Origin of the sequence: Vibrio sp. D401a (assembly GCF_030248515.1) — a bacterium.
Classification (GTDB): Bacteria; Pseudomonadota; Gammaproteobacteria; order Enterobacterales; family Vibrionaceae; genus Vibrio; species Vibrio rotiferianus.
On sequence record NZ_JAHGAI010000010.1, the window covers coordinates 1 to 25,598 of the forward strand.

Consider the following 25,598-nt stretch of genomic DNA (forward strand, 5'->3'; position numbering starts at 1 on the left):
AGGTAGACCTGCCATTATTTTTCCTTGAAACATAGGAACGTTACTGATGTTTTACCAATTACATCAATAACTACAGATCAAGTTGCGGAAGTGGCGGAATTGGTAGACGCACCAGATTTAGGTTCTGGCGCCGCAAGGTGTGAGAGTTCAAGTCTCTCCTTCCGCACCATACTTGATTAAAGAATATAGAATGGCTACGTAGCTCAGCTGGTTAGAGCACATCACTCATAATGATGGGGTCACAGGTTCGAATCCCGTCGTAGCCACCATTAATATAGATTTTAGATGCGGAAGTGGCGGAATTGGTAGACGCACCAGATTTAGGTTCTGGCGCCGCAAGGTGTGAGAGTTCAAGTCTCTCCTTCCGCACCATCTAAAAATAATCTATACTTTGCGGAAATGGCGGAATTGGTAGACGCACCAGATTTAGGTTCTGGCGCCGCAAGGTGTGAGAGTTCAAGTCTCTCTTTCCGCACCATACTTTCCTTTATAGGAAAGCACTTAGTTGAAAGGCTAAGATTAGTAGGGCTATCGCCAAGCGGTAAGGCAGCGGCTTTTGATGCCGCCATTCCCTGGTTCGAATCCAGGTAGCCCTGCCATTACACAACGTTGTTGAGGTTTTACCAATTACCTTGATAACTACAGAATAAGTTGCGGAAGTGGCGGAATTGGTAGACGCACCAGATTTAGGTTCTGGCGCCGCAAGGTGTGAGAGTTCAAGTCTCTCCTTCCGCACCATTCTTAAGAAACCCAGCATTGATTTGCTGGGTTTTTTCTTTTTTCTGATTCTGGACTCGGTAGATCTCTGATTTATCGAATTAAAAAAGCGAGCTCATGGCTCGCTTTTTTTCTATCTATTGCTTTCCTATCGACCGCTTTCTATGTGATCAGAAGTCTTTTACATACCTAGCGCATACTTCAATACTTGCGCTTTGATCGGTCCTGAGTTTTCCGCCAGCTTCAATGCTGCATTACGAGCGAACTTCAATGGACCTAAATCATTACTAAAGCCTTTGTAGAACACATCCATGCCCGTTTGCATTAATAAGTTATCTGGTCGACGGGCGCGCTCATACTTGGCGAGCAAAGCATCATTAAGTTGCTCTTGCTGATTGGTAACCGAAAGCAGAACATCAACATCTTTGAAGCCGAGATTCACACCTTGCCCAGCAAGTGGGTTGATTGTATGAGCAGAATCCCCCACTAACACGCAATTCTTGTTTGAATAGCTTTGGGCATGGCGACGAGTTAGTGGGAATGAGCCAAATTGTAAAACTTCAATATCGCCTAACTCAGCAGGGAAATGACGTAGGATCTCCTCTTTTAACTGAGGTTTCGTCATCGCGCACAATTGCTTAATGCGTTTTGGTGAGTCATACCACACCAGCGAACCCTGCCCGACTTCTTTACCATCCTCAGTTAGTGAGCATAACGGCAAGAATGAGCGTGGACCTGAGGGAGTAAATTGCTGCCAAGTGATGTCTTGTTGAGGGAGTTCGGTTTTTACGTTGATCAACATGCAGTGTTGACGGTAATCCCATGCGGTTACACCAATACCCGCCAATTGACGAACTTTTGAGTTCGCGCCATCGGCACCAATCACCCAATTTGCTTCAAACTGCTCGCCGCTTTCTAGCGTTACACGGTTTACCTCGGCAAACTCTATATCTTTCAATCGCTCAGGGCACATCACCGTTAAGTTGTCGTGTTGTGCGAAAGCTTGCCAAAGACCAAGTTGGATTAGTCGGTTTTCAACGATATAGCCTAACTGCTCCAACGAAAGCTCATCAGAGTGAAAACGTGTACGGCACTCAGGATGTTCCCACGTTTCCAAACGACGATAAGGGCACACTCGCATGCTTTCAATCGCAGACCATGCGCCTAATGAATCAAGTAGCTTCACCGACTGATGGGAAATTGCAGATACACGAATATCCAACGCTTGAGAAACCTCAAACGCCTTTGGTTCTGCACCTTCTACTACTACAACGCTTCTGCCTTGCTTGGCAAACCCAACAGCCACGGCGGCCCCGACCATGCCGCCACCGATTACGGCGATGTCATACTTGTTCATTTTTTGCTCTTCATCGTATTGATTAATTGGCGTTTTTTAATTGTACGTTCCATGGGTATTTTTACAAAATTCTTTAACAAAAAACCTTGCTGTATATAGGGCAAAAAACTAGATTTCATCAGGGTTTGCAGAGAATTCGTCAGATCACTAGTCAGGTGCTTTTTAAAGCAGTACAATACGCCGCTTACCGCCGTGATGGCGGCTATAATTTGAGCAATAGCTCTCCGATTTAAGTACAACTGAACGAGCGAAAGTGAGATGAGTAAGAAACTGCTAATTAAAACCTGGGGCTGCCAGATGAACGAATACGATTCATCAAAAATGGCCGACCTGCTTAATGCTGCAAACGGCTATGAGCTGACCGAAGAGCCAGAGGAAGCAGATGTACTTCTACTTAACACCTGTTCGATCCGTGAAAAAGCGCAAGAGAAAGTTTTCCACCAGCTTGGTCGTTGGAAAACACTAAAAGATAAAAAACCTGGCGTAGTTATCGGCGTAGGTGGTTGTGTAGCAACTCAAGAAGGTGACCACATCCGTCAACGTGCTCCATACGTTGACGTAATTTTTGGTCCACAAACTCTTCACCGTCTTCCTGAGATGATTAAACAATCTCAATCGGATGAAGCACCAGTAATGGACATTTCATTCCCAGAAATCGAAAAGTTCGACCGTCTACCAGAGCCTCGTGCTGAAGGTGCAACGGCATTCGTTTCTATCATGGAAGGCTGTTCTAAGTACTGTACTTACTGTGTAGTACCGTACACTCGTGGTGAAGAAGTAAGCCGCCCAATGGATGACGTACTGTTCGAAATCGCACAACTAGCAGATCAAGGCGTACGTGAAGTAAACCTACTGGGTCAAAACGTAAACGCATACCGTGGTCCTATGCACGACGGTGAAATCTGTTCATTTGCAGAGCTGCTTCGTTTGGTTGCGTCTATCGATGGTATTGATCGTATCCGCTTTACAACAAGCCACCCATTAGAGTTTACTGATGACATCATTGCTGTATACGAAGACACACCTGAGCTAGTGAGCTTCCTTCACTTACCAGTACAAAGTGGTAGTGACCGCGTACTGACTATGATGAAACGTCCTCACACTGGGATTGAGTACAAGTCGATCATCCGTAAGCTACGTAAAGCACGTCCTGATATCCAAATCAGTTCAGACTTTATCGTTGGTTTCCCTGGTGAAACAGACAAAGATTTCCAAGACACAATGAAGCTAATCAAAGACGTAGACTTTGACATGAGCTTCAGCTTCATCTTCTCTCCACGTCCAGGTACGCCAGCGGCAGATTACCCTTGTGACCTATCAGAGCAAGTGAAGAAAGAGCGTCTATACGAGCTACAACAAACCGTAAACGCACAAGCAATGCGCTACTCTCGTCTAATGCTAGGCACTGAGCAACGCGTTCTGGTTGAAGGTCCTTCTAAGAAGAACCTAATGGAGCTACGCGCTCGTACAGAAAACAACCGTGTAGTAAACTTTGAAGGTAGCGCAGACCTAATTGGTCAATTCGTTGACGTGAAGATTACGGACGTATTTGCTAACTCACTACGTGGTGAGCTAGTACGTACAGAAAAAGACATGGACCTTCGTAGTGTGATTTCACCAACGCAAATGATGGCGAAAACACGTCGCGAAGATGAGCTAGGTGTAGCTACTTTTACGCCATAAGCTCGTACAAATAGCCATTGAGAGCCTGGTCGTTATCAGGCTCTCGTTAAGTGGCATAAAATGAGAGGCAACATTGAGCAATAAAATCGTAACGCTAGAAATCAATCTAGAACCTTCAGACAACCGCCGACTAGCAAGCCTGTGCGGTCCATTCGATGACAACATCAAGCATTTAGAACGTCGTCTAGGCGTTGAAATTAACCACCGTAGCGACCTTTTCACCATTGTCGGTAAACCTCATACCGCAGCGGCTGCGCTGGATATTCTGAAAACCCTTTACGTAGACACCGCTCCTGTCCGCGGCGAAACCCCTGATATCGAACCAGAGCAGATCCACCTGGCAATCAAAGAATCGGGTGTACTGGAGCAGAGTACCGAATCGAACTTCGAACACGGTAAAGAAGTCTTCGTTAAAACGAAAAAAGGTGTGATCAAGCCTCGTACACCAAATCAGGGTCAATACCTGATGAACATGGTGACGCACGATATCACCTTTGGTATCGGTCCTGCTGGTACTGGTAAAACTTACCTAGCCGTTGCAGCAGCCGTTGACGCACTAGAGCGCCAAGAAATCCGTCGTATTCTATTAACTCGTCCTGCGGTTGAAGCAGGTGAGAAACTGGGCTTCCTACCTGGCGATTTGAGCCAGAAAGTCGACCCATACCTACGCCCTCTCTACGATGCCCTATTTGAAATGCTGGGCTTTGAGCGCGTAGAAAAGCTGATTGAACGTAACGTGATTGAGGTAGCACCTCTTGCTTACATGCGTGGTCGTACTCTAAACGACGCCTTCATCATTCTTGATGAGAGCCAAAACACCACTGTAGAGCAGATGAAGATGTTCCTTACGCGTATCGGCTTCAACTCTCGTGCAGTTATCACCGGTGACGTCACTCAAATTGACTTACCTCGCGGTGCAAAATCGGGGCTTCGTCATGCGATTGAAGTGCTAAGCGAAGTCGACGACATCAGCTTTAACTTCTTCCAAGCTGACGACGTAGTGCGCCACCCAGTGGTTGCTCGCATCGTTAACGCTTACGAGAAGTGGGAAGCACAAGACCAGAAAGAACGTAAAGAGTTCGAAAAACGCCGTCGTGAAGAACGTGATGCCAAATTGCTAGAAGCAGCCAAAGCTGAACTGAACGCACAAGTTGCGGCAACTAAGGAATAACCATGGCAATTGAACTTGATTTGCAACTGGCAGTCGAAAATGAAGAAGGTTTACCTTCTGAGCAAGATTTCCAATTGTGGCTAGATAAGACTATCCCTCTTTTCCAACCACAAGCGGAACTGACAATTCGTATTGTCGACGAGCAAGAAAGTCACGAGCTAAACCACGAATACCGCGGTAAAGATAAGCCGACCAATGTGCTGTCTTTCCCATTCGAAGTACCACCGGGTATGGAAATGGACCTACTAGGCGATTTGATCATCTGTCGCCAAGTTGTTGAAAAAGAGGCAGTAGAGCAGAACAAGCCTCTACTAGCACATTGGGCGCATATGGTTGTACATGGCAGCTTGCATCTGCTAGGTTATGACCATATCGAGGATGATGAAGCTGAAGAGATGGAATCCCTCGAAACAGAAATCATGCAAGGTATGGGTTATGAAGACCCGTATATTGCTGAAAAAGAGTAACTTTGGTTGCTCGACAGGGAAAGGCGAACCACCCAGATAACCATCTCGTGCTCGTCTTTCTATGTGAGCTATCACACATCTGATAGCGTTACTTAATTGAGAAACAATGAACGAAGATAATTCTCCCTCTTCTAATGAAGGCAAGAAAGAAAAGGCAGAAGGTCCGAGTAGAAAGTCCTTCTTTGAACGTCTAGGTCAACTATTTCAAGGCGAACCAAAAGACCGCCAAGAGCTTGTGGATGTAATCCGTGACTCTGAAATCAATGACCTGATTGACCACGACACCCGCGACATGCTTGAAGGTGTTATGGAAATCTCCGAAATGCGCGTGCGTGACATCATGATCCCGCGTTCGCAAATGGTTACTGTTGAACGCACTGATGATCTTGATACTTTGATCGCACTAATCACTGACGCTCAACACTCTCGCTACCCAGTGATCAGCGAAGATAAAGACCATGTGGAAGGCATTCTACTAGCGAAGGACTTACTCAAATACTTGGGCTCAGGCAGTAACCCATTTGATATCGAAGAAGTAATTCGACCAGCAGTCGTGGTACCGGAAAGTAAACGTGTCGACCGCCTGCTAAAAGAGTTCCGTGAAGAACGTTATCACATGGCGATTGTTGTCGATGAATTCGGCGGTGTTTCTGGTCTCGTAACCATCGAAGATATCCTTGAAGAAATCGTAGGGGATATTGAAGATGAGTTCGATGACGATGAAGAAACCGATATCCGTAAGCTAAGCAAGCACACGTTTGCTGTCAGAGCTCTGACAACCATTGAAGAGTTTAATGAGACATTCGGTACCGACTTCAGCGATGAAGAAGTAGATACCGTTGGCGGCATGGTAATGACTGCTTTTGGTCACCTACCATCGCGCGGCGAAGTAGTTGAAATCGAAGCGTACAGCTTCAAAGTAACTGCAGCCGATAACCGTCGTGTCATTCAACTTCAGGTGACGATTCCAGACGAAGAAAAGCTGGTTGAAGCCACTCAAGAGTAACGCGATACCCTAACATCGGGAATATCAGAAAAATAAAATGATGAATGTACTCTTTCATCGCCTCAAGCGGCCCTTAGTGGCCGCTTTTGTTGGCGCCTCCACTACCCTAGCATTTGCCCCTTACCAGTTATGGCCAATCGCCATACTTAGCCCTGCTATCCTGCTTATTCTTCTTGCAAACCAATCGCCTAAGCGCGCGCTTTGGACCGGTTATGCCTGGGGTCTAGGTCAATTTGCAACGGGTGTAAGCTGGGTTTACGTCAGCATTGCAGGCTTTGGCGGCATGCCGCTGCTTGCAAACGTCTTCCTCATGGGCCTATTGATCGCTTACTTGTCGATTTACACTGGCCTGTTTGCATGGCTCAGCAACAAGTTCTTCCCAGAATTTACCCTAAGCAAAGCGCTGCTTGCTGCCCCTGCATTATGGCTAGTCACCGACTGGTTACGTGGCTGGGTAATGACAGGCTTCCCGTGGCTATGGCTTGGCTACAGCCAAATTGACGCACCATTCGCTAGCTTTGCGCCTATTGGTGGTGTAGAACTGCTAACCCTGTTCGTCATGATCAGTGCCGGTGCACTCGCTTACGCTTGGATTCACAAACAGTGGTTGGTGGTCATCATCCCTGCCGTGTTGTTAAGTACTGGCTTTGGTATTCGCCAATACGATTGGGTAACACCGCGCGTAGGAGACTCCACTAAAGTAGCTCTTATCCAAGGCAACGTTGACCAAAAACTAAAATGGCTACCAAGCCAACGCTGGCCAACCATCATGAAATACGCAGACCTCACTCGTGAGAACTGGGATGCTGACATCATCGTATGGCCAGAGGCTGCCATTCCTGCATTTGAAATTGAAGTCCCGTCGTTCTTGAGAAACATCGATACTGCGGCGAAAATGAACAACAGCGCCATTATTACGGGTGTGGTAAACCAAGGAAAAGACGGCCAGTTCTACAACAGCATTTTATCTTTAGGTGTAACTCCATACGGCGACTACAGCTTTGATATGGACAAACGCTACCACAAACATCACTTACTTCCGTTTGGTGAGTTTGTACCGTTTGAGGATGTACTGCGCCCATTGGCACCATTCTTTAACTTACCAATGTCTTCCTTCAGCCGTGGCGATTTCATTCAACCAAACATTGTGGCGAATGGTAAGCATATGGATCCTGCGCTGTGTTACGAGATCATTTTCAGTGAGCAAGTGCGTCAGAACGTCACTGACGATACCGACTTCATCCTAACCCTGTCTAATGACGCGTGGTTTGGTCATTCGATTGGTCCACTGCAACACATGGAAATCGCTCGTATGCGTGCATTAGAGCTTGGTAAACCGCTGATTCGCTCTACCAATAATGGTTTAACTGCCGTAACTGACCATAAAGGTAAGATCATCGAACAAATTCCTCAGTTTGAGACCGCAGTACTACGCGCAGAACTTGTTCCGACAGATGGGCAAACGCCATATCGAGTCGTGGGAACTTGGCCGCTGTATATTTGGGCTGGATTGAGTTTGATGCTCGCTTGGTGGTTACCAAGAAAGAAAAAGTCATAAACAAAAAAAGAGGCTCTTGAGCCTCTTTTTTATTTCGTTTGCTAACGTCCACTATGGCTTAAGAGATTGACGACTAAAGCCCGTATGATTGCACTTAATACATGGGATGATGATGGTTGGATGGTTGTACGTGGTTTTGTGACCACATTCGTCACAGACTAAAGTACCAAGACCAATCACCTCGCCCGCTTCATAAAGTCCTTGATGTTCTAAATCATCAAACAGTTCAACCCACTCCACTTTGGTTCGGTCGGTAATATCGAGCAGACCCTGCCAGATTGAATCAGCAATCGTGAGGTAGAAAGGTCCGCTCTTTCCTTCTTCATAGCTGTCTGAAAACTCTTTCAAATCCGCTTTGACATATGCCGAGATCAACGAGAGTTCATCTTTAGTCATGTCGTTGGCTGCATCCACCACTTTGCCCGACGTTTCGAACACTTTGTTAACTTCATCCGGACTGTGCTTCAAGGTTTCAATCACATCCTCGAGCATTTCCTCATAACCTGCTTTACGTTTAGGCATAACTGACCTCCATCTTTCTACTGCCAGCACCAATTCAAGGTACATGGGTATAGATTGGCTATTGTTGTGATCCCTAGCTTTAGGTATTCTATGATGATCTATTAAAGTCTGTTCTAACCGAACTCACAAATTCCAAGATAACCGGATACCATCGATGCAAGAACAATACAATCCACAAGACCTTGAACAGAAAGTTCAAAAGCACTGGGATGACAACAAGACCTTTGTTGTAAGTGAAGACCCAAATAAAGAAAAATTCTACTGTCTATCCATGTTCCCATACCCAAGTGGTCGACTGCACATGGGTCACGTGCGTAACTACACCATCGGTGACGTAGTATCTCGTTTCCAACGCCTACAAGGCAAAAACGTAATGCAACCAATTGGTTGGGATGCGTTTGGTCTGCCTGCAGAGAACGCTGCAGTTAAAAACAACACTGCGCCTGCACCATGGACTTACGAAAACATTGAGTACATGAAGAACCAACTTAAGCTTCTAGGCTTTGGTTACGACTGGAACCGTGAATTCGCAACGTGTACTCCTGAGTACTACCGTTGGGAACAAGAGTTCTTCACTAAGCTTTACAACAAAGGCCTAGTGTACAAGAAGACTTCTTCTGTTAACTGGTGTCCAAACGACCAAACTGTTCTTGCAAACGAACAGGTTGAAGACGGCTGCTGCTGGCGTTGTGACACGCCTGTAGAGCAAAAAGAAATTCCACAGTGGTTCATCAAGATCACTGAATACGCTCAAGAGCTACTAGACGATCTAGATAACCTAGACGGTTGGCCTGAAATGGTTAAAACCATGCAGCGCAACTGGATCGGTCGCTCTGAAGGTGTTGAGCTTAAGTTTGAAGTTAAGGGTCAACAAGACCTAGAAGTTTACACAACACGTCCAGACACACTAATGGGTGTGACTTACGTGGGTATCGCAGCAGGTCACCCTCTGGCAGCAGTAGCAGCAGAGAACAATCCTGAGCTTGCAGCGTTCATCGACGAGTGTAAGAACAACAAAGTAGCGGAAGCTGAACTTGCGACAATGGAGAAGAAAGGTATGGCGACTGGCCTTACTGCTATTCACCCATTGAACGGCCGTGAAGTACCAGTTTACGTAGCTAACTTCGTACTGATGGACTACGGTACAGGCGCTGTAATGGCAGTACCTGCGCATGACCAACGTGACTTCGAATTCGCAACTAAGTACGGTCTAGACATCGTGCCTGTTATCAAGCCAGTAGATGGCAGCGAGCTAGACATCTCTGAAGCAGCATACACAGAGAAAGGTGTACTGTTCGATTCAGGTGAATTCGACGGCCTAGAGTTCCAAGCGGCGTTCGATGCAATCGCAGCGAAGCTAGAAGCAGAAGGCAAAGGCACTAAGACAGTTAACTTCCGTCTACGTGACTGGGGTGTATCTCGTCAACGTTACTGGGGTGCACCAATCCCAATGGTAACAACTGAAGACGGTGAAGTTCACCCAGTACCAGCTGACCAACTACCAGTAATCCTTCCAGAGGACGTGGTAATGGACGGCGTAACAAGCCCAATCAAAGCAGACAAAGAATGGGCGAAGACAACCTTTAACGGCGAACCTGCTCTACGTGAGACAGATACGTTCGACACGTTCATGGAATCTTCTTGGTACTACGCGCGTTACTGTTCACCACAAGCTGACGACATCCTAGATCCAGAAAAAGCAAACTACTGGCTTCCAGTAGACCAGTACATCGGTGGTATCGAGCACGCTTGTATGCACCTACTGTACTCTCGCTTCTTCCACAAACTACTACGTGATGCAGGCTACGTAACGTCTGACGAACCGTTCAAGCAACTACTATGTCAAGGCATGGTACTAGCAGACGCGTTCTACTTCGAGAACGAGAAAGGCGGTAAAGAGTGGGTTGCACCAACAGATGTTGCTGTTGAGCGTGACGGTAAAGGCCGCATCACTTCTGCGAAAGACACTGAAGGCCGCGATGTTACGCACTCAGGCATGATCAAAATGTCTAAGTCGAAAAACAACGGTATCGACCCTCAAGAGATGGTAGATAAGTACGGTGCAGACACAGTGCGTCTATTCATGATGTTCGCGTCTCCTGCAGACATGACACTTGAATGGCAAGAGTCTGGCGTAGAAGGTGCTAACCGCTTCCTAAAACGTGTTTGGAAACTAGTGAACGAGCACACATCAAAAGGCGCAGCAGAAGCAGTAGATGCAGCAGCACTTTCTGGTGACCAAAAAGCACTTCGTCGTGACGTTCATAAGACTATCGCGAAAGTGACTGACGATATCGCTCGTCGTCAAACGTTCAACACAGCAATCGCTGCGATCATGGAACTGATGAACAAGCTAGCGAAAGCACCTCAAGAATCTGCACAAGATCGTGCAATCCTTGATGAAGCGCTAAAAGCGGTAGTTGCAATGCTTTACCCAATCACTCCGCACATCTCATACGAGCTATGGGCTGCGCTAGGTGAAGCAGACATCGATAACGCTGTATGGCCAACGTTCGACGAGAAAGCACTGGTTGAAGACGAGAAAACTATCGTTGTTCAAGTAAACGGTAAGCTACGTGCGAAACTGACTGTTGCAGCAGACGCAACGAAAGAACAAGTGGAAGAGCTTGGTCTAAACGATGAAAACGTTACTAAGTTCACAGATGGCCTAACTATCCGTAAAGTAATTTACGTACCAGGTAAACTGCTGAACATCGTTGCAAACTAGTCTTTCGCTAAAAACGAAACACAGCTTGCAATAACTCAAAGCAACGCGAACCAATTCGCATGCTAGGAGTCATTAAACAGGGTAGTTCGCTACCCTGTTTATTTACCTCAAACCATTCACGCCGAGTGGTTTAAGGTAAATAACCCCTTCAATTTAGGATGAATACAATCAATGCGCTTTTTCTCTTTGATTAAACTACCAGTGGTATTGGTATTAGCGGGGCTTCTTTCTGCCTGTGGTTTTCACCTTCGTGGCGAGTATTCCGTTCCAGAAGAACTGCACACCATGTCATTTACAAGTTACGACAAATACAGTCCTCTGACACGATACGTGTACGCTCAACTAGAGCTCAATAAAGTAAACCTAGTAATGCCATCTTCTAAAATCCCCAACCTAACTCTTATTTCAGAAAGCATAGGAGAGCGTACACTTTCTCTGTATCAAAACAGCCGCGCGGCAGAAAAAGAACTTACTTATAACGTTGTTTATCGTGTGACAATTCCTGAAGTCGGTGCAAAAACCTTCACAACAACCGTTAACCGTAACTACCTCGATAACCCGCTAACCGCACTGGCAAAATCAGTAGAGCGTGACGTAATTGAAGATGAAATGCGCCAACAAGCAGCATCACAAATGATGCGCCAGTTAGGTCGTATCAAGGCTGAATATAACTCAGATGAAATCGTACTCAAGCCAGAAGTAAATAAGTCATAACTTATGCGGATTTTTGCCGATAAACTGGCCGAGCACCTAGCTAAGCATATCAAGCAAGTTTACCTAATTTTTGGTAATGAACCGCTGTTGATTCAGGAAAGCCGCCAAGCGATTCAGGAAATGGCTCGCCAACAAGGCTTCGAAGAAAGGCATCGTTTTTCAGTTGATACCAGCTTAGATTGGAATCAAGTGTACGACTGTTGCCAAGCGCTAAGCCTATTCTCAAGCCGTCAGTTGATTGAGCTTGAGCTGCCAGAGAGTGGCGTGACCACAACGGTTAGCAAAGAGCTGCAAACTTTGTGTGACATGCTACATGAAGACATCATGCTGGTAATCGTCGGTAGCAAACTGACCAAAGCACAAGAGAACGCGAAATGGTTCAAAGCACTTAGTGCAAAAGGTGACTGGGTCAGCTGCCTAACACCCGATTTACAACGCTTGCCGATGTTTGTGCAAGCACGCTGCCGAACCTTGGGATTAAAAGCGGATCAGCAATCTCTGCAAATGTTGGCCCAGTGGCACGAGGGTAATTTGTTCGCACTATCGCAAAGTTTAGAGAAACTCGCTTTGCTCTATCCAGATGGCGAACTGACGGTTGTGCGACTCGAAGAATCACTTAGTCGCCACAACCACTTTACGACGTTCCACTGGATTGATGCCCTACTTGCAGGTAAAGCCAACCGTGCACAACGCATCCTGCGTCAGCTGGAAGCAGAAGGTATAGAAGCCGTTATTCTGATCCGTAGTGTACAGAAAGAGTTCAACCAACTACTCAACATGCACCGAGATCTTACCCAAATGGGTATGATTCAGGTGTTTGAAAAACATCGAGTGTGGCAAAAGAAACGCCCATTTTACAATGCTGCGCTGACTCGTCTGTCAGCCTCCCGAATTTGCGCGCTTTTATCTCTATTGGCACACGCCGAGATAAAAGCCAAAACCCAATATGATGAATCTGTGTGGCCAACTATCCATCAATTGAGCCTAGAAACCTGCTCGCCTGATATTAAGCTGGCAATTTAGCTTTCAAAGCGTGATATAGTGCGCAACCAGTTTTAGCCCAGTTAAGTTAAAACACCCACAGATAGAAACGAAAATACCGAGGAAAACCGAGTGCTTCGCGAAGAACTTAAAGACTTTTTAGCCGATAAAGCCGACGACATGAAAGCGGAACAGATTGTTATTCTAGATGTAGAAGGCAAATCAAGCGTGACAGATTACATGATCATTTGTACTGGTACGTCTAAGCGTCACGTTTCATCTATCGCTGATCACGTCGCATCTGAAGTGAAGAAAGCGGGTCTAGAGCCACTAGGTATGGAAGGCGAAAATGAAGGAGAATGGGTTGTCCTAGACATGGGCGACGCCATGCTTCACGTGATGCAAGAAGAACACCGTGAGCTGTACCAACTAGAAAAACTCTGGGGTTAATCTTTTGAAAATTCAACTAATTGCCGTTGGCACAAAAATGCCCAAATGGGTCGAAGAAGGTTTTCAGGAATACCGCCGTCGCTTCCCACATGATATGCCACTCGAGTTGGTTGAAATCCCCGCAGGCAAACGCGGTAAAAACGCAGATATCGCACGCATTCTACAAAAAGAAGGCGAAGCAATGTTGGCTGCAGTACCAAAAGGTAGCCGCATCGTCACGCTCGATATTCCGGGTAAAAAATGGGATACCCCACAACTAGCAGAACAGCTAGAAGCGTGGAAACTTGATGGCCGCGATGTGTCGATTCTAATCGGTGGCCCAGAGGGTCTAGCACCAGCATGTAAAGCTGCCGCTGATCAAAGCTGGTCACTTTCGGCACTGACATTACCACACCCACTGGTTCGTATCGTAATGGCTGAGAGCTTATATCGAGCGTGGAGCATTACAGCTAACCACCCTTACCACCGCGAATAATAGCGACTTAGCAGTAGAGATAAGCGTTAATGATTCGTAGACGCCGCAGTCAAATTCGAGATTACCAAGCAGAAGCACGCCTGTTCGCCAGTCGTGCTGTTTTTGCATTTCTTGGTATTGTTGTCTTGATGGGCCTGTTAGTTGCTAATATGTACAACATTCAGGTCAACCAATTTCAAGACTATCAAACCCGTTCCAACGATAACCGCATTAAAGTGGTACCTATCGCACCTAACCGCGGCCTTATCTACGACCGCAACGGAGTGCTACTTGCTGAAAACCGTCCCGTTTATAACCTGGAGTTAACCCCAGAAAAGATTAAAAACATTGACGAGACAATTCAAGGGTTACAAACCATTCTGGAAATTACCCCAGAACAAATAGAACGCTTTCAACGTGAGCGTAAGCGTACACGTCGCTTCAAGTCTGTACCACTTTTGACCCAATTAAATGAAAAGCAAGTAGCCGTATTTTCTGTCAATCAATACCGTTTCCCTGGTGTTGAGATCAGTGCGACCTTGAAACGTTACTATCCATATGGCGAAGTTCTGACCCACGTCATTGGTTACGTATCACGAATTAATGACCGCGATATGCAACGCTTAGTTCGTGAAGAGAAAGACGCCAACTACCAAGCAACCCGCGATATCGGCAAGTTAGGTATCGAAAAATATTACGAAGACCTACTGCACGGCACGGCAGGCTACCAAGAGGTAGAAGTCAACAGCCGTGGTCGCGTCATCCGTACACTAAAGTATATCCCTCCAATTCCAGGTAGAGATATCGTCTTGAACCTCGATATCAACCTTCAGTTGTACGTACACCAGTTGTTGGATGCTCGACGTGGTAGTGCAGTAGTGCTTGATCCTCGTGATAACGGCGTACTTGCAATGGTATCGAGCCCAAGTTACGACCCAAATGCATTTGTACATGGTATCTCAGGCAAAGCTTACCGAGCTCTACTGAACGATAAGAATCGTCCTTTGGTGAACCGAACTACGCTCGGCATTTATCCTCCAGCCTCGACCATTAAACCATTCATGGCAGTGGCAGCTCTGGAAGAAGGTGTCGTCACACCTAAAACAACTCGTAATGACCCAGGTTATTGGCGTATTCCAAACTCAGATACTCGCCCTTTCCGTGACTGGCTGCGCTGGGGCCATGGTCGCGTTGACATCATCAAGTCAATTGAAGAATCTGTAGATACTTTCTTCTATCAAATCGCCTACGACATGGGCATTGACCGTATCTCTAACTGGATGATGATGTTTGGCTTTGGTGATTACACAGGCATCGACATTTACGAAGAAAGTAAAGCCAACATGCCAACACGTGATTGGAAGATGGCTCGCCATAAGACTCCTTGGTACAAAGGCGATACAATTCCTGTTGGTATCGGCCAAGGGTATTGGACAGCAACGCCAATGCAGATAGCCAAAGCAACTTCGGTTCTCGTCAATGAAGGCGCTGTAACCGCACCGCACTTACTCAAAGCAACCATCGACAATGGTGGTGATTTTGAACAGCAAAAAACATCTGAGTATGTGACCTACCCTCCTATCCAAAACGTGCCAGATAAATACTGGAATATGGCCAAAGAAGGTATGCGCTTGGTTAACCATGGTACCAAAGGTACAGCTCGCCGCTCGTTCTACAACATGACTTACCAAACAGCCGGTAAATCAGGTACTGCACAAGTATTTGGTCTTGGCGAAAATGAAGAGTACAACGCGGACGAAATTGCAGAACACTTACGAGACCACGCTCTATTTACGGGGTTTGCGCCATTTGACGATCCGAAAGTGGTGGTAACTGTTGTACTAGAAAACGCCGGCGGTGGCTCAAGTAATGGTGCACCGGTGGTGAGAAAGATCTTCGACAGAGTCGTTTTGGACGACAACGTAGCTGCTACAGATGATGACGCAGCGAAGAAAAAGGTATCGCACTAATGAAAATGGATCCTTCTACAGGTAAGAATCGAGCTTTATTTGAGCGTTTTCACATCGACTTACCGTTACTGCTAGGCATTCTGGCATTAATGGGGTTTGGTCTGGTCATTATGTACAGTGCTAGTGGCCAGAGCTTTGCAATGATGGATCGCCAAGCAATGCGCATGGTGTTATCGCTGGCTGTCATGCTCGTGTTGGCCCAAATATCACCCAGAACTTATGAAAGTCTCGCTCCACTAATGTTTGTCGGTGGTGTCATACTACTTCTTGGAGTGCTCTTTTTTGGTGAGGCTTCAAAAGGTGCTCAGCGCTGGCTTAACCTAGGGTTTGTTCGTTTTCAGCCTTCAGAATTGCTGAAGCTTGCCGTGCCATTGATGGTTGCGCGCTATATTGGCCGAAAACCACTCCCACCAACATTGACCACGCTAATTGTTGCGCTTGTCATGGTGTTTATTCCCACCATTCTCATTGCTAAACAACCCGACTTAGGTACTTCCATCCTGATCGCAGCTTCAGGTATCTTTGTAATCTTCCTCGCTGGTATCAGTTGGAAAATCATCACAGGTGCCGCCATAGCGTTAGGAGGCTTCATTCCTATTTTGTGGTTCTTCCTGATGCGTGAATACCAAAAAGTACGTGTCCGTACTTTGTTTAACCCCGAATCAGACCCTCTTGGTGCAGGCTACCATATCATCCAAAGTAAAATCGCCATTGGCTCTGGTGGTATTTCAGGCAAAGGCTGGTTACAAGGCACCCAATCACAACTTGAGTTTCTTCCCGAGCGACACACTGACTTTATCTTTGCAGTAATTGCAGAAGAATGGGGTATGATTGGCTTCCTTTGCCTATTAGCCATCTATCTATTTATCATTGGTCGTGGTCTTTACCTCGCTAGCCAAGCACAAACTGCGTTTGGTCGAATGATGGCAGGCAGCATTGTACTCAGCTTCTTCGTGTATATTTTTGTAAATATTGGCATGGTTAGTGGCATCCTACCTGTGGTAGGCGTACCTTTACCGTTGATCAGTTATGGCGGCACCTCAATGGTGACCTTGATGGCTGGTTTTGGCATTTTAATGTCAATTCATACACACAGAAAAGCATTCTCTAAGGCTACCTAGACATGCAAAACCGTTCTTTATACAGCTTAGTTTTCTCTGCTTTGATTTTGGCAGGCTGCTCAAGCCAAAAAGCACAAGAGGGCCGATACGAACTAGAATCAGATGTCGCTCCTGAAACACCTTTGTCTGTCGAACATATTGAAGATGCACACCCTAAATATGAACCGTACAGTTTAGGGGGTAATAGTAATTACACCTTACGCGGACAAGACTACAAGATCATCCGTGATGCAAAAGGGTTTAAAGAAAAAGGCAAAGCATCTTGGTACGGTGAAAAGTTCCAAGGACATCTCACTTCAAACGGTGAGATCTACGACATGTATTCGATGACAGCGGCTCATAAAACGTTGCCATTGCCAAGTTTTGTAAAAGTAACAAATACAGACAATGGCAAATCAACGATTGTTCGAGTCAATGACCGCGGACCATTTCACGAAGGACGAATTATCGACTTGAGTTATGCAGCCGCTTTCAAGTTAGATGTTGTAAAAACTGGCACCGCCAATGTTGAAATCGAAGTTCTCAGTTTTGAAAAACCTACGGATGAGAAAGCACTCGCTGCGCACCCAAAGTACGTCATTCAAGTCGCTTCATCTAAATATGCAGATCGTACGCGAACTTTAGGCTCAGATATAAGTCAAAAGCTGGATACTGAAATTTTCCTAGAAAGTACAGACGATTTACATCGACTCTTTGTGGGGCCATTTACTGATTATGCTCTGACACAAAGTATGTTAGAGAAAGTTAAGTTGCTCGGCTATCCATCAGCATTTATTAAAAAACACACAACTGTTAAATGACCCGATTCATGAATTTCTATGCAGAGCCTCTCTTATATAACCGGGGATTCTGTTAAGATGACGACAGTTAACCAAAAAATTTGAATTACCATGAATAAAAATAAGTTTGTGAAATCTATTCTCGTTTCTTCGGTTGCTCTTTCTGCAACCTTTGCTCAATCAGCACTTGCATCACCAATTGTTGTTCCAGACGCGCCACAAATCGCAGCGAAAGGCTACGTATTGATGGATTACCATTCAGGTAAAGTACTGGCAGAAAAAGAGATGAACACTAAGTTATCTCCTGCAAGTCTAACGAAAATGATGACCAGCTACGTAATTGGTCAAGAACTCGCGCGTGGTAATATTTCAGAAGACGATGATGTAACCATCAGCAAAAATGCATGGGCGAAGAACTTCCCTGATTCTTCAAAAATGTTCATCGAAGTGGGTACAACCGTTAAGGTACATGACCTAAACCGCGGCATCATCATCCAATCAGGTAACGATGCTTGTGTTGCGATGGCTGAACATATCGCAGGCTCAGAAGATGCATTCGTTGATTTGATGAATGCATGGGCTGACACGCTAGGGATGACAAATACGCACTTTGCAAACGTTCATGGTTTAGACAACCCTAACCTATACTCTACACCTTACGATATGGCATTACTTGGTAAAGCACTGATTCGTGATGTGCCAGATGAATACCGTATTTACTCGGATAAGAAGTTTACTTACAACGGTATCACACAGTACAACCGTAACGGTCTGCTGTGGGACAAGAGCATGAACGTTGACGGTATCAAAACCGGTCACACCAGCAACGCAGGTTACAGCCTAGTAAGTTCAGCAACTGAAGGGCAAATGCGTTTAGTTGCTGTAGTGATGGGTACTAAAGACGCAAACGCGCGTAAATCGGAAAGCAAAAAGCTACTGAGCTATGGTTTCCGCTTCTTCGAAACAGTGGCACCACATAAAGCGGGTGAAACCTTCGTAGAAGAGAAAGTATGGATGGGCAGCAAAGATACCGTCGCTCTCGGTGTAGATGAAGATACTTATGTTACCCTACCTCGCGGTCAAGCAAAGAACCTAAAAGCAAGCTTCGTACTTGAAAAAGAGCTAGAAGCCCCAATTAATAAAGGGGATGTAGTTGGTAAGCTATACTATCAAATTGATGGTGAAGATATTGCTGAGTACCCACTAATGGCACTGGAAACAGTAGACCAAGGCAGCCTATTTAGCCGCATGTGGGACTACATCGTGTTGTTGTTTAAGAGCTTCTTCTAACCGTCGCTTCTGACCAATAAACGAATCTACAAAGCCGCCAACTAGGGCGGCTTTGTTATCTATACTCAAAGGACCCCAACACGCTTGGGTATGATCTTGAGTTAACCCTAATTTGACTGTACTATTTCGCACCGCAACGAATACCAACGGGAGTTACCGATATGCTAACCATCAACTCTGATGCAAAATTGAAAGACCTGCTTGAGTTCCCTTGTTCATTTACTTACAAGGTAATGGGTCACGCAAAGCCTGAGCTTCCAGAACTTGTTCTTGAAGTGATCCAGCGCCATGCTCCTGGTGACTACAGCCCAACAGTAAAACCAAGCGCTAAGGGTAACTACCACTCGGTGTCTATCAATATCACTGCAACCTCTATCGAACAGGTTGAAACTCTATATAAAGAGCTAGGTGAAATCGAAATTGTACGCATGGTTCTATAATTTTTTGATAGATTAAATTTTTTTTGAAAGCAGCCTCGGCTGCTTTCTTTTTATTTATCATACAGATAATCTAAACCACCCCATGTATCAGTTAAAAATCTGTTACTCAGCTGTAGAGCATTAGGGTTATCCGGTTTATAATCCAAAAACTTTATTTATTAGCGACAGGAATTTCCATGCAACACCAACTTGTTGTAAAACGACTTGGACGCCAAGATTATGAGCCTGTATGGAAGGCAATGCATGAGTTTACTGATCAACGCACAGACGACACACCTGATGAAGTTTGGTTGGTAGAGCACAATCCAGTATTTACACAAGGTCAAGCAGGTAAAGCCGAGCACCTTATCAACACTGGAGATATTCCTGTTGTACAAAGTGATCGTGGCGGTCAGGTGACTTACCATGGGCCGGGTCAATTGGTTGCTTACTTCTTGATCAATCTACGTCGCAAAAAATTAGGAGTGCGAGATCTCGTTACGCACATTGAGAACCTCGTTATTAACACTCTTAAGGCATACAATATCGATTCAGCTGCGCGACCTGACGCTCCTGGCGTTTATGTCGACGGTAAAAAAATATGTTCTCTCGGACTTCGCATTCGTAAAGGATGCTCATTCCATGGTCTGGCGTTAAATGTGAATATGGACTTAGGTCCGTTTTTACGTATAAACCCATGCGGCTATGAAGGAATGGAGATGGTTCAGGTAAGCCAAGTTGGTGGGCCAGAAGACATCGAAGCCGTGGAAAAACAACTAATACAAGAACTCGTTACTTTGCTTGATTATGAGCAAGTAGATTTCAGCACAGAAGCACCTTCTCAAGGTAACAAAGCATGAGCAAACCAATCCAGATGGAAAAAGGCGTTAAATACCGCGACGCCGATAAGATGGCATTGATTCCAGTAAAGAACATGCCTACAGAGCAGAAAGAAGTGCTACGTAAGCCTGATTGGATGAAGATCAAGCTACCAGCCGACAGCCAACGTATTCAAGACATCAAATCAGCGATGCGCAAGAATGACCTTCATTCTGTATGTGAAGAGGCGTCTTGCCCTAACCTAGCTGAATGTTTTAACCACGGAACGGCCACTTTCATGATCCTAGGCGCGATCTGTACACGCCGTTGTCCTTTCTGTGACGTTGCCCATGGTCGTCCGCTTCCTGTTGAAGCTGAAGAGCCAAAAAAACTAGCGAAAACAATCGCAGACATGAAGCTGAAGTACGTTGTAATCACTTCCGTTGACCGCGATGACTTACGTGATGGTGGTGCAGAGCACTTTGCCAACTGTAACCGTGAAATCCGTGAACTGAACCCACACATCAAGATTGAAACTCTGGTTCCTGACTTCCGTGGTCGCATGGACGTTGCGCTTGATCTAATGAAAGACAACCCGCCAGATGTCTTCAACCACAACCTAGAAACGGCACCTCGTCTGTACCGTAAAGCTCGCCCAGGTGCGAACTACAAATGGTCGTTACAACTGCTACAAAAATTCAAAGAGCAGCACCCAAATGTACCGACTAAATCAGGCCTGATGATGGGTCTTGGTGAAACGAAAGAAGAGATCGTCGAAGTATTGAAAGACCTTCGTGCACATGGCGTAACTATGCTGACTCTTGGTCAGTACCTAGCGCCAAGCCGTCACCACTTGCCAGTAGAGCGTTACGTTCCACCTTCAGAGTTTGACGAGCTAAAAGAGATCGCACTAGAACTTGGCTTCACCCACGCGGCGTGTGGTCCATTCGTTCGCTCTTCTTACCATGCAGATATGCAGGCTCAAGGTATCGAGATTAAATAAGCACTCGCTTGTTTTGAAAAGAAAGGTTGGCTCAGGGCCAACCTTTTTTGTTTCTGCTGAATCTAAACCACTGCCATTCGGATAACGAACCTATATCCTTAAACTAATAGCGCGTCATTCCGAAGAGCCTAGGCGATATCAGGAATCTGCTTTCAACGCGCTCTCTAAGTAATAGTGACAATTAGAGATTCCCTATCCCGCTCGTTCCTCGCTTGTAGGGAATGACGCAGTTGGGCTCCTGAGCAAATCAAAAATATATCCAGAGTCTAATCATCTCTTTCGTTTTTCTACTTCCCCAAAAGCCTCCACACAACAAACTTATTTCTCACAACTAAAAACGCGTCATTCCGAAGAGCCTAAGCGATATCCGGAATCTGCTTTCAACGTACTCTGAGCTGATACTTCCATACGCTAGAAAAACAAAAAGGCCCTCAAATGAGGACCTTTAAATTGGGTGAACTTTCGAAATAGATGGGTCGAGTTCTAGGAGAACACACGGAGTTTGCTTCTAGCAAATGAGTATGTTCGACAACGAAATCGGCGCACTCTATGAAGAAAGTTACGCGTAAACTGGTAGACGCTTACAAATTTCTAGAACTTTCTGTTTCGTCGCTTCGATAACTTCCTCGTTGCCGATGTTATCTAGAACGTCACACATCCAGTTTGCTAGCTCTTTCGCGTCATCTTCAGTGAAGCCACGACGAGTAATTGCTGGTGTACCGACACGGATACCAGACGTTACAAATGGGCTGCGTGGATCGTTTGGTACAGAGTTCTTGTTTACTGTGATGTTTGCTGCACCTAGTGCGGCATCTGCATCTTTACCTGTAATGTCCTTGTCGATTAGGTCAACTAGGAATAGGTGGTTCTCAGTACCGTTAGATACGATCTTGTAGCCACGCTCTTGGAATTGACCAACCATTGCTTTCGCGTTTTTCACTACGTTAGCTTGGTAAGCTTTGAATTCAGGCTCCATCGCTTCTTTGAACGCTACAGCTTTACCAGCGATAACGTGCATTAGAGGGCCACCTTGACCACCAGGGAATACTGCTGAATTCAGCTTTTTGTACATGTCTTCGCCCGCATTAGACAGGATTAGACCACCACGTGGGCCTGCAAGTGTCTTATGCGTAGTCGTTGTAACTACGTGAGCGTGTGGTACTGGCGTTGGGTATTCACCTGCTGCGATTAGACCAGCAACGTGCGCCATGTCTACGAATAGGTAAGCGTCAACTTTGTCTGCGATTTCACGCATGCGTTTCCAATCAACAATTTGTGAGTAAGCAGAGAAACCACCGATGATCATCTTAGGCTTGTGCTCAAGGGCTAGTTGCTCCATCTCATCGTAGTTGATTTGACCAGCTTCATCGATACCGTAAGGGATAACGTTGTAGTGCTTACCTGAGAAGTTAACTGGTGAACCGTGAGTTAGGTGACCACCGTGTGCTAAGCTCATACCTAGAACTGTGTCGCCTGGGTTTAGAAGCGCCATGTAGACTGCGCTGTTTGCTTGAGAACCTGAGTGAGGCTGTACGTTCGCGTACTCACAGCCGAACAGTTGGCATGCACGATCGATTGCTAGTGCTTCAGCTTTGTCTACGTACTCACAACCGCCGTAGTAACGCTTGCCTGGGTAGCCTTCAGCGTATTTGTTCGTTAGCTGAGAACCTTGTGCTTCCATTACACGTGGACTTGTGTAGTTTTCAGAAGCGATAAGTTCAATGTGTTCTTCCTGGCGAAGAGTCTCTTCCTGGATAGCTGCGAACAGTTCCGCATCGTAATCTGCGATGTTCATATCACGCTTAAGCATCTGTATCTCCTGACTCAGATTGGTACTGAAAGTTGCAAAAAAACTGAATAACGACCTAACGCAAACGTTTACGTCGAGCTAATGGCGCGCATTTTACATAATTTGATCTAGGTCATAAAGAGAAATTTGTAATTTTTCTCATGCAGTTTTTTCATGATGACAAGTAAGAATTATCATGACGATATCGCAATCGTTTGACCATGAACCACTGACTGTCAAATTTGTGCTTTACACCCTGTAAAACAACAATTACATAGGTTTACCGTAAATTTTACCCTCTAGCTACCGAAAAGATCATCTTTTTACTACTATGCATGCCCGATTTATCATCAACGACTGCATATTAGATGGAAAAACACTCAAGAAAAGAAGACTGGATGGCAATTCTTACAGGTACCTTTTTGGTAGCTCAAGGGGTTTTCTTTCTCCAATCCGCTAACCTCTTAACCGGAGGCACAACTGGATTGGCTCTGCTTATTAGCCAATTTACACCTTTTACGTTTGGTGTGCTTTACTTTTTAGCCAACTGTCCTTTTTACTTGCTAGCATGGAAACGCTTTGGCCGTCATTTTGCGATTAATAGTGCAATTTCTGGCGCTTTGGTTTCTATCTTTGCTGATAATCTGTATTTACTGATTTCGCTCGAATCGATTAATGAGATTTACTGCGCCGTAGCTGGTGGGCTATTGATGGGCTTGGGCATGCTGATCCTATTCCGCCACCGCTCAAGTTTGGGTGGTTTCAACGTATTGTGCTTATTCATTCAGGACAAGTTTGGTATCTCGGTAGGCAAATCTCAGATGGCAATTGACGCTTGTATCTTATTTGCCTCTTTCTTCTTCGTCACTCCGTGGGTTATCGGCTTGTCGATTCTTGGCGCATTCGCACTGAACCTAGTGCTTGCTATGAACCACAAACCACACCGCTATTCTGTGAGCTACGGTTCATAACCTTTCTATAATAATTGGAGCGCAATTTATAAGATTTTGCGCTCCAATGCCTATATAATATCTCGCCATTTCCTAATCACTCATGATGGTATGCGCGACTTCCTACAACAAGCCAAACAAACCAACAGTCAGATTGTTATTGGCGAGCTGATCTATAACCCAGAGACTCAAACGCTTCACAAGCAAGCGGTCGTTATCGATCTTGAGCCACGTAGCATCGAGTTATTAGAACTGCTGCTCACCAGTGTTGGCCACCCGCTGTCTGCAGAAACCATCATAGAGACTATTTGGCAAAGTAAGTTTATCTCAAAGAACGTACTTACCAATCGAATCAGTACACTTCGAGCCTTGCTACAAGAGCACTTACCAGAGCACGATGCCGCTAAGCTATTGGTGACCTATCCACGTAAAGGCTACTTCCTCAATCCAGCGAACGTTCAACTATTGCCACCAGCAAAGTCGAGCAAGCGCAAAGCCAAACTCGCCAATGAGGGTAAATCGCCATCTTCACGCAAACTTGGGGTTGTTTATGGCTTATGTGCATTATTCACGCTGACCACTATTGGACTGGGTGTGACTCTCTGGCAACAACAAGGCATTTCCACTCAGCAGACGCGTAACCAACTGCTGATCCCGAAAGTCGAGCTTCTCCTAAATCGTGTCGATGCGATAGGCACTGCTGCACGTGAGTATCGTACCGTGGTGAAAGCCATCTTGCTCCAACAGCAAGTCGAATACCCTTATACAGATATTGCCAACCAAGATGCTCCAAGCTACTTTCTCGATCCAATCAACGAGACGCCTTATTTCCCCGGTGCACGCAACATGCAGACCAGTGATTATCAGCTCAATATCGAACTCAAAGACAGTCCGACAGAGGGCATGATAAAAGCGCAGATGAACCTGATTTACCCAGCGACAGGAAAGTTAGCGTTTCGAAATCAGTACGTCCTGCGTATCGACCACCTACAATCAGACTTATTCCGTTTGCACAGCGACATTGCTCAGTACTTCAATCTGCCCGAACCTTCAAAAAGCACTTGGCACTTTACAGACACACACGAAAAGATGTTGCTCGACGAGCAGTTTTCCAACTCACCAATTGATCACATGGACGAGTTCACTGCTATCACCATCGCTCGTCATCTTGCATTGTACGAACAAGATAAAACCAAGCTAGAGGGATACCTCATTCAGGCTCAATCGGAATTTGATGTCCTCCCTGACGAACTGAGTTTGTGGCTTGGTATCTTGCACTACAAGTTAGGTAACCTCGATAAAGCCAAAACATTACTGACGACGCCAGCTGGCGACTCACGAATTCAAAACGCCTTGGTGTACACCTTCGTTTCTCATATCGCTTACAAGCAGAATAAGCTCGACCAATTTCGTCTCAATTACATGGAGTCTTTGGTGGCTCTGCTGCGCGTCATGCCTTCTGAAGAATTATTCAGTCGCTTGTCACAACCAGAATCAAAAGAGACCTGCTTACAACCTTGGACAAAACTGCGTGTCAGCATTAAAGAGAAAGAAATTGTGATGCGTTGGAAGGCGCTAATCGAAGAATACTGCACGAATATCGACGCTGAAATTACTCCAAATAAAACAAAGACCTAAATATAAAATTAA

General features: G+C 45.6%; 22 protein-coding genes and 6 tRNA genes. 25 read left to right on the forward strand and 3 right to left on the reverse strand.

Annotation, left to right across the window (positions count from 1 at the left end):
- Nucleotides 1–84 precede the first annotated feature (84 nt).
- The 6 genes from KIV41_RS05940 to KIV41_RS05965 all read left to right on the forward strand — a co-directional run bounded on the left by KIV41_RS05940 (nt 85) and on the right by KIV41_RS05965 (nt 738).
- Nucleotides 85–169 (forward strand) — tRNA-Leu (locus tag KIV41_RS05940).
- 23 nt (nt 170–192) lie between these two features.
- Nucleotides 193–269, forward strand: a tRNA-Met gene (locus KIV41_RS05945).
- Nucleotides 270–287: 18 nt separating this feature from the next.
- Nucleotides 288–372, forward strand: a tRNA-Leu gene (locus tag KIV41_RS05950).
- A 21-nt stretch (nt 373–393) separates the two neighbouring features.
- Nucleotides 394–478: transfer RNA gene (locus KIV41_RS05955), tRNA-Leu, on the forward strand.
- A gap of 46 nt (nt 479–524) precedes the next feature.
- A tRNA-Gln gene (locus KIV41_RS05960) sits at nt 525–599 on the forward strand.
- A gap of 54 nt (nt 600–653) precedes the next feature.
- Nucleotides 654–738, forward strand: a tRNA-Leu gene (locus KIV41_RS05965).
- Nucleotides 739–898: 160 nt separating this feature from the next.
- On the opposite strand, the gene KIV41_RS05970 is transcribed toward KIV41_RS05965, so the two are convergent.
- On the reverse strand, nt 899–2,074 hold the full coding sequence (locus tag KIV41_RS05970) for a 2-octaprenyl-3-methyl-6-methoxy-1,4-benzoquinol hydroxylase (protein WP_285335901.1): 1,176 nt from the start codon (nt 2,072–2,074) through the stop codon (nt 899–901).
- 258 nt (nt 2,075–2,332) lie between these two features.
- Between KIV41_RS05970 and miaB the strand changes: the two genes are divergently transcribed.
- The 5 genes from miaB (at nt 2,333) to lnt (ending at nt 7,959) form a co-directional block, all read left to right on the forward strand.
- Entirely contained in the window at nt 2,333–3,757 is a 1,425-nt protein-coding gene (gene miaB, locus KIV41_RS05975) for a tRNA (N6-isopentenyl adenosine(37)-C2)-methylthiotransferase MiaB (protein WP_005438595.1), read from the forward strand.
- A 73-nt stretch (nt 3,758–3,830) separates the two neighbouring features.
- Nucleotides 3,831–4,928, forward strand: coding sequence for a PhoH family protein (locus tag KIV41_RS05980; RefSeq protein WP_143692112.1), 1,098 nt, complete (start codon nt 3,831–3,833; stop codon nt 4,926–4,928).
- 2 nt (nt 4,929–4,930) lie between these two features.
- Nucleotides 4,931–5,395 carry an rRNA maturation RNase YbeY gene (ybeY, locus tag KIV41_RS05985; protein WP_005425552.1) on the forward strand — a complete coding sequence of 155 codons (465 nt, stop codon included), beginning with the start codon at nt 4,931–4,933 and terminating at the stop codon, nt 5,393–5,395.
- 106 nt (nt 5,396–5,501) lie between these two features.
- Nucleotides 5,502–6,401 (forward strand): CNNM family magnesium/cobalt transport protein CorC, encoded by a 900-nt coding sequence (gene corC, locus KIV41_RS05990; RefSeq protein ID WP_010446451.1) that lies wholly within the window; start codon nt 5,502–5,504, stop codon nt 6,399–6,401.
- Between the two features lie 37 nt (nt 6,402–6,438).
- Nucleotides 6,439–7,959, forward strand: coding sequence for an apolipoprotein N-acyltransferase (lnt, locus tag KIV41_RS05995; RefSeq protein ID WP_285335902.1), 1,521 nt, complete (start codon nt 6,439–6,441; stop codon nt 7,957–7,959).
- Between the two features lie 51 nt (nt 7,960–8,010).
- On the opposite strand, the gene KIV41_RS06000 is transcribed toward lnt, so the two are convergent.
- Nucleotides 8,011–8,481 (reverse strand): zinc ribbon-containing protein, encoded by a 471-nt coding sequence (locus KIV41_RS06000; RefSeq protein ID WP_010446446.1) that lies wholly within the window; start codon nt 8,479–8,481, stop codon nt 8,011–8,013.
- Nucleotides 8,482–8,635: 154 nt separating this feature from the next.
- Here KIV41_RS06000 and leuS point away from each other — a divergent pair, with 154 nt between their 5' ends.
- From leuS to lipA, 12 genes are all read left to right on the forward strand, one after another.
- Entirely contained in the window at nt 8,636–11,209 is a 2,574-nt protein-coding gene (leuS, locus tag KIV41_RS06005; RefSeq protein ID WP_038886052.1) for a leucine--tRNA ligase, read from the forward strand.
- Nucleotides 11,210–11,380: 171 nt separating this feature from the next.
- Complete coding sequence (lptE, locus tag KIV41_RS06010) at nt 11,381–11,923, forward strand: LPS assembly lipoprotein LptE (RefSeq protein WP_010446442.1); 543 nt, start codon at nt 11,381–11,383, stop codon at nt 11,921–11,923.
- Between the two features lie 3 nt (nt 11,924–11,926).
- The gene (gene holA / locus KIV41_RS06015; RefSeq protein WP_285335903.1) at nt 11,927–12,946 is read left to right on the forward strand and encodes a DNA polymerase III subunit delta; all 1,020 of its coding nucleotides are present in this window, start codon (nt 11,927–11,929) and stop codon (nt 12,944–12,946) included.
- 90 nt (nt 12,947–13,036) lie between these two features.
- Entirely contained in the window at nt 13,037–13,354 is a 318-nt protein-coding gene (gene rsfS / locus KIV41_RS06020) for a ribosome silencing factor (RefSeq protein ID WP_029560931.1), read from the forward strand.
- 4 nt (nt 13,355–13,358) lie between these two features.
- Complete coding sequence (rlmH, locus tag KIV41_RS06025; protein ID WP_010446437.1) at nt 13,359–13,829, forward strand: 23S rRNA (pseudouridine(1915)-N(3))-methyltransferase RlmH; 471 nt, start codon at nt 13,359–13,361, stop codon at nt 13,827–13,829.
- A gap of 29 nt (nt 13,830–13,858) precedes the next feature.
- Nucleotides 13,859–15,778, forward strand: coding sequence for a penicillin-binding protein 2 (gene mrdA / locus KIV41_RS06030; RefSeq protein WP_071235980.1), 1,920 nt, complete (start codon nt 13,859–13,861; stop codon nt 15,776–15,778).
- Nucleotides 15,778–16,899, forward strand: coding sequence for a rod shape-determining protein RodA (gene rodA, locus KIV41_RS06035; RefSeq protein WP_038886046.1), 1,122 nt, complete (start codon nt 15,778–15,780; stop codon nt 16,897–16,899). Before mrdA ends, rodA begins: the two co-directional genes overlap by 1 nt.
- A gap of 2 nt (nt 16,900–16,901) precedes the next feature.
- Nucleotides 16,902–17,699: a septal ring lytic transglycosylase RlpA family protein gene (locus KIV41_RS06040; RefSeq protein ID WP_282066195.1), complete on the forward strand. Its 798-nt coding sequence runs from the start codon at nt 16,902–16,904 to the stop codon at nt 17,697–17,699.
- A 90-nt stretch (nt 17,700–17,789) separates the two neighbouring features.
- Entirely contained in the window at nt 17,790–18,968 is a 1,179-nt protein-coding gene (locus KIV41_RS06045; RefSeq protein ID WP_010446428.1) for a serine hydrolase, read from the forward strand.
- A 161-nt stretch (nt 18,969–19,129) separates the two neighbouring features.
- Nucleotides 19,130–19,408, forward strand: coding sequence for a DUF493 family protein YbeD (ybeD, locus tag KIV41_RS06050; protein ID WP_010446426.1), 279 nt, complete (start codon nt 19,130–19,132; stop codon nt 19,406–19,408).
- A 176-nt stretch (nt 19,409–19,584) separates the two neighbouring features.
- Nucleotides 19,585–20,247 (forward strand): lipoyl(octanoyl) transferase LipB, encoded by a 663-nt coding sequence (lipB, locus tag KIV41_RS06055; RefSeq protein ID WP_038886042.1) that lies wholly within the window; start codon nt 19,585–19,587, stop codon nt 20,245–20,247.
- Nucleotides 20,244–21,209, forward strand: coding sequence for a lipoyl synthase (lipA, locus tag KIV41_RS06060; protein ID WP_010446422.1), 966 nt, complete (start codon nt 20,244–20,246; stop codon nt 21,207–21,209). The genes lipB and lipA overlap by 4 nt, the downstream gene beginning before the upstream one ends.
- A gap of 559 nt (nt 21,210–21,768) precedes the next feature.
- Here lipA and glyA read toward each other — a convergent pair.
- On the reverse strand, nt 21,769–23,019 hold the full coding sequence (gene glyA / locus KIV41_RS06065) for a serine hydroxymethyltransferase (protein ID WP_285335904.1): 1,251 nt from the start codon (nt 23,017–23,019) through the stop codon (nt 21,769–21,771).
- A gap of 347 nt (nt 23,020–23,366) precedes the next feature.
- Between glyA and KIV41_RS06070 the strand changes: the two genes are divergently transcribed.
- Together KIV41_RS06070 and KIV41_RS06075 are read left to right on the forward strand one after the other, a co-directional pair.
- Entirely contained in the window at nt 23,367–23,969 is a 603-nt protein-coding gene (locus tag KIV41_RS06070; RefSeq protein ID WP_005530699.1) for a YitT family protein, read from the forward strand.
- A 90-nt stretch (nt 23,970–24,059) separates the two neighbouring features.
- Nucleotides 24,060–25,586, forward strand: a complete 1,527-nt coding sequence (locus KIV41_RS06075; RefSeq protein ID WP_285335905.1) for a winged helix-turn-helix domain-containing protein — start codon at nt 24,060–24,062, stop codon at nt 25,584–25,586.
- Nucleotides 25,587–25,598: the final 12 nt, after the last annotated feature.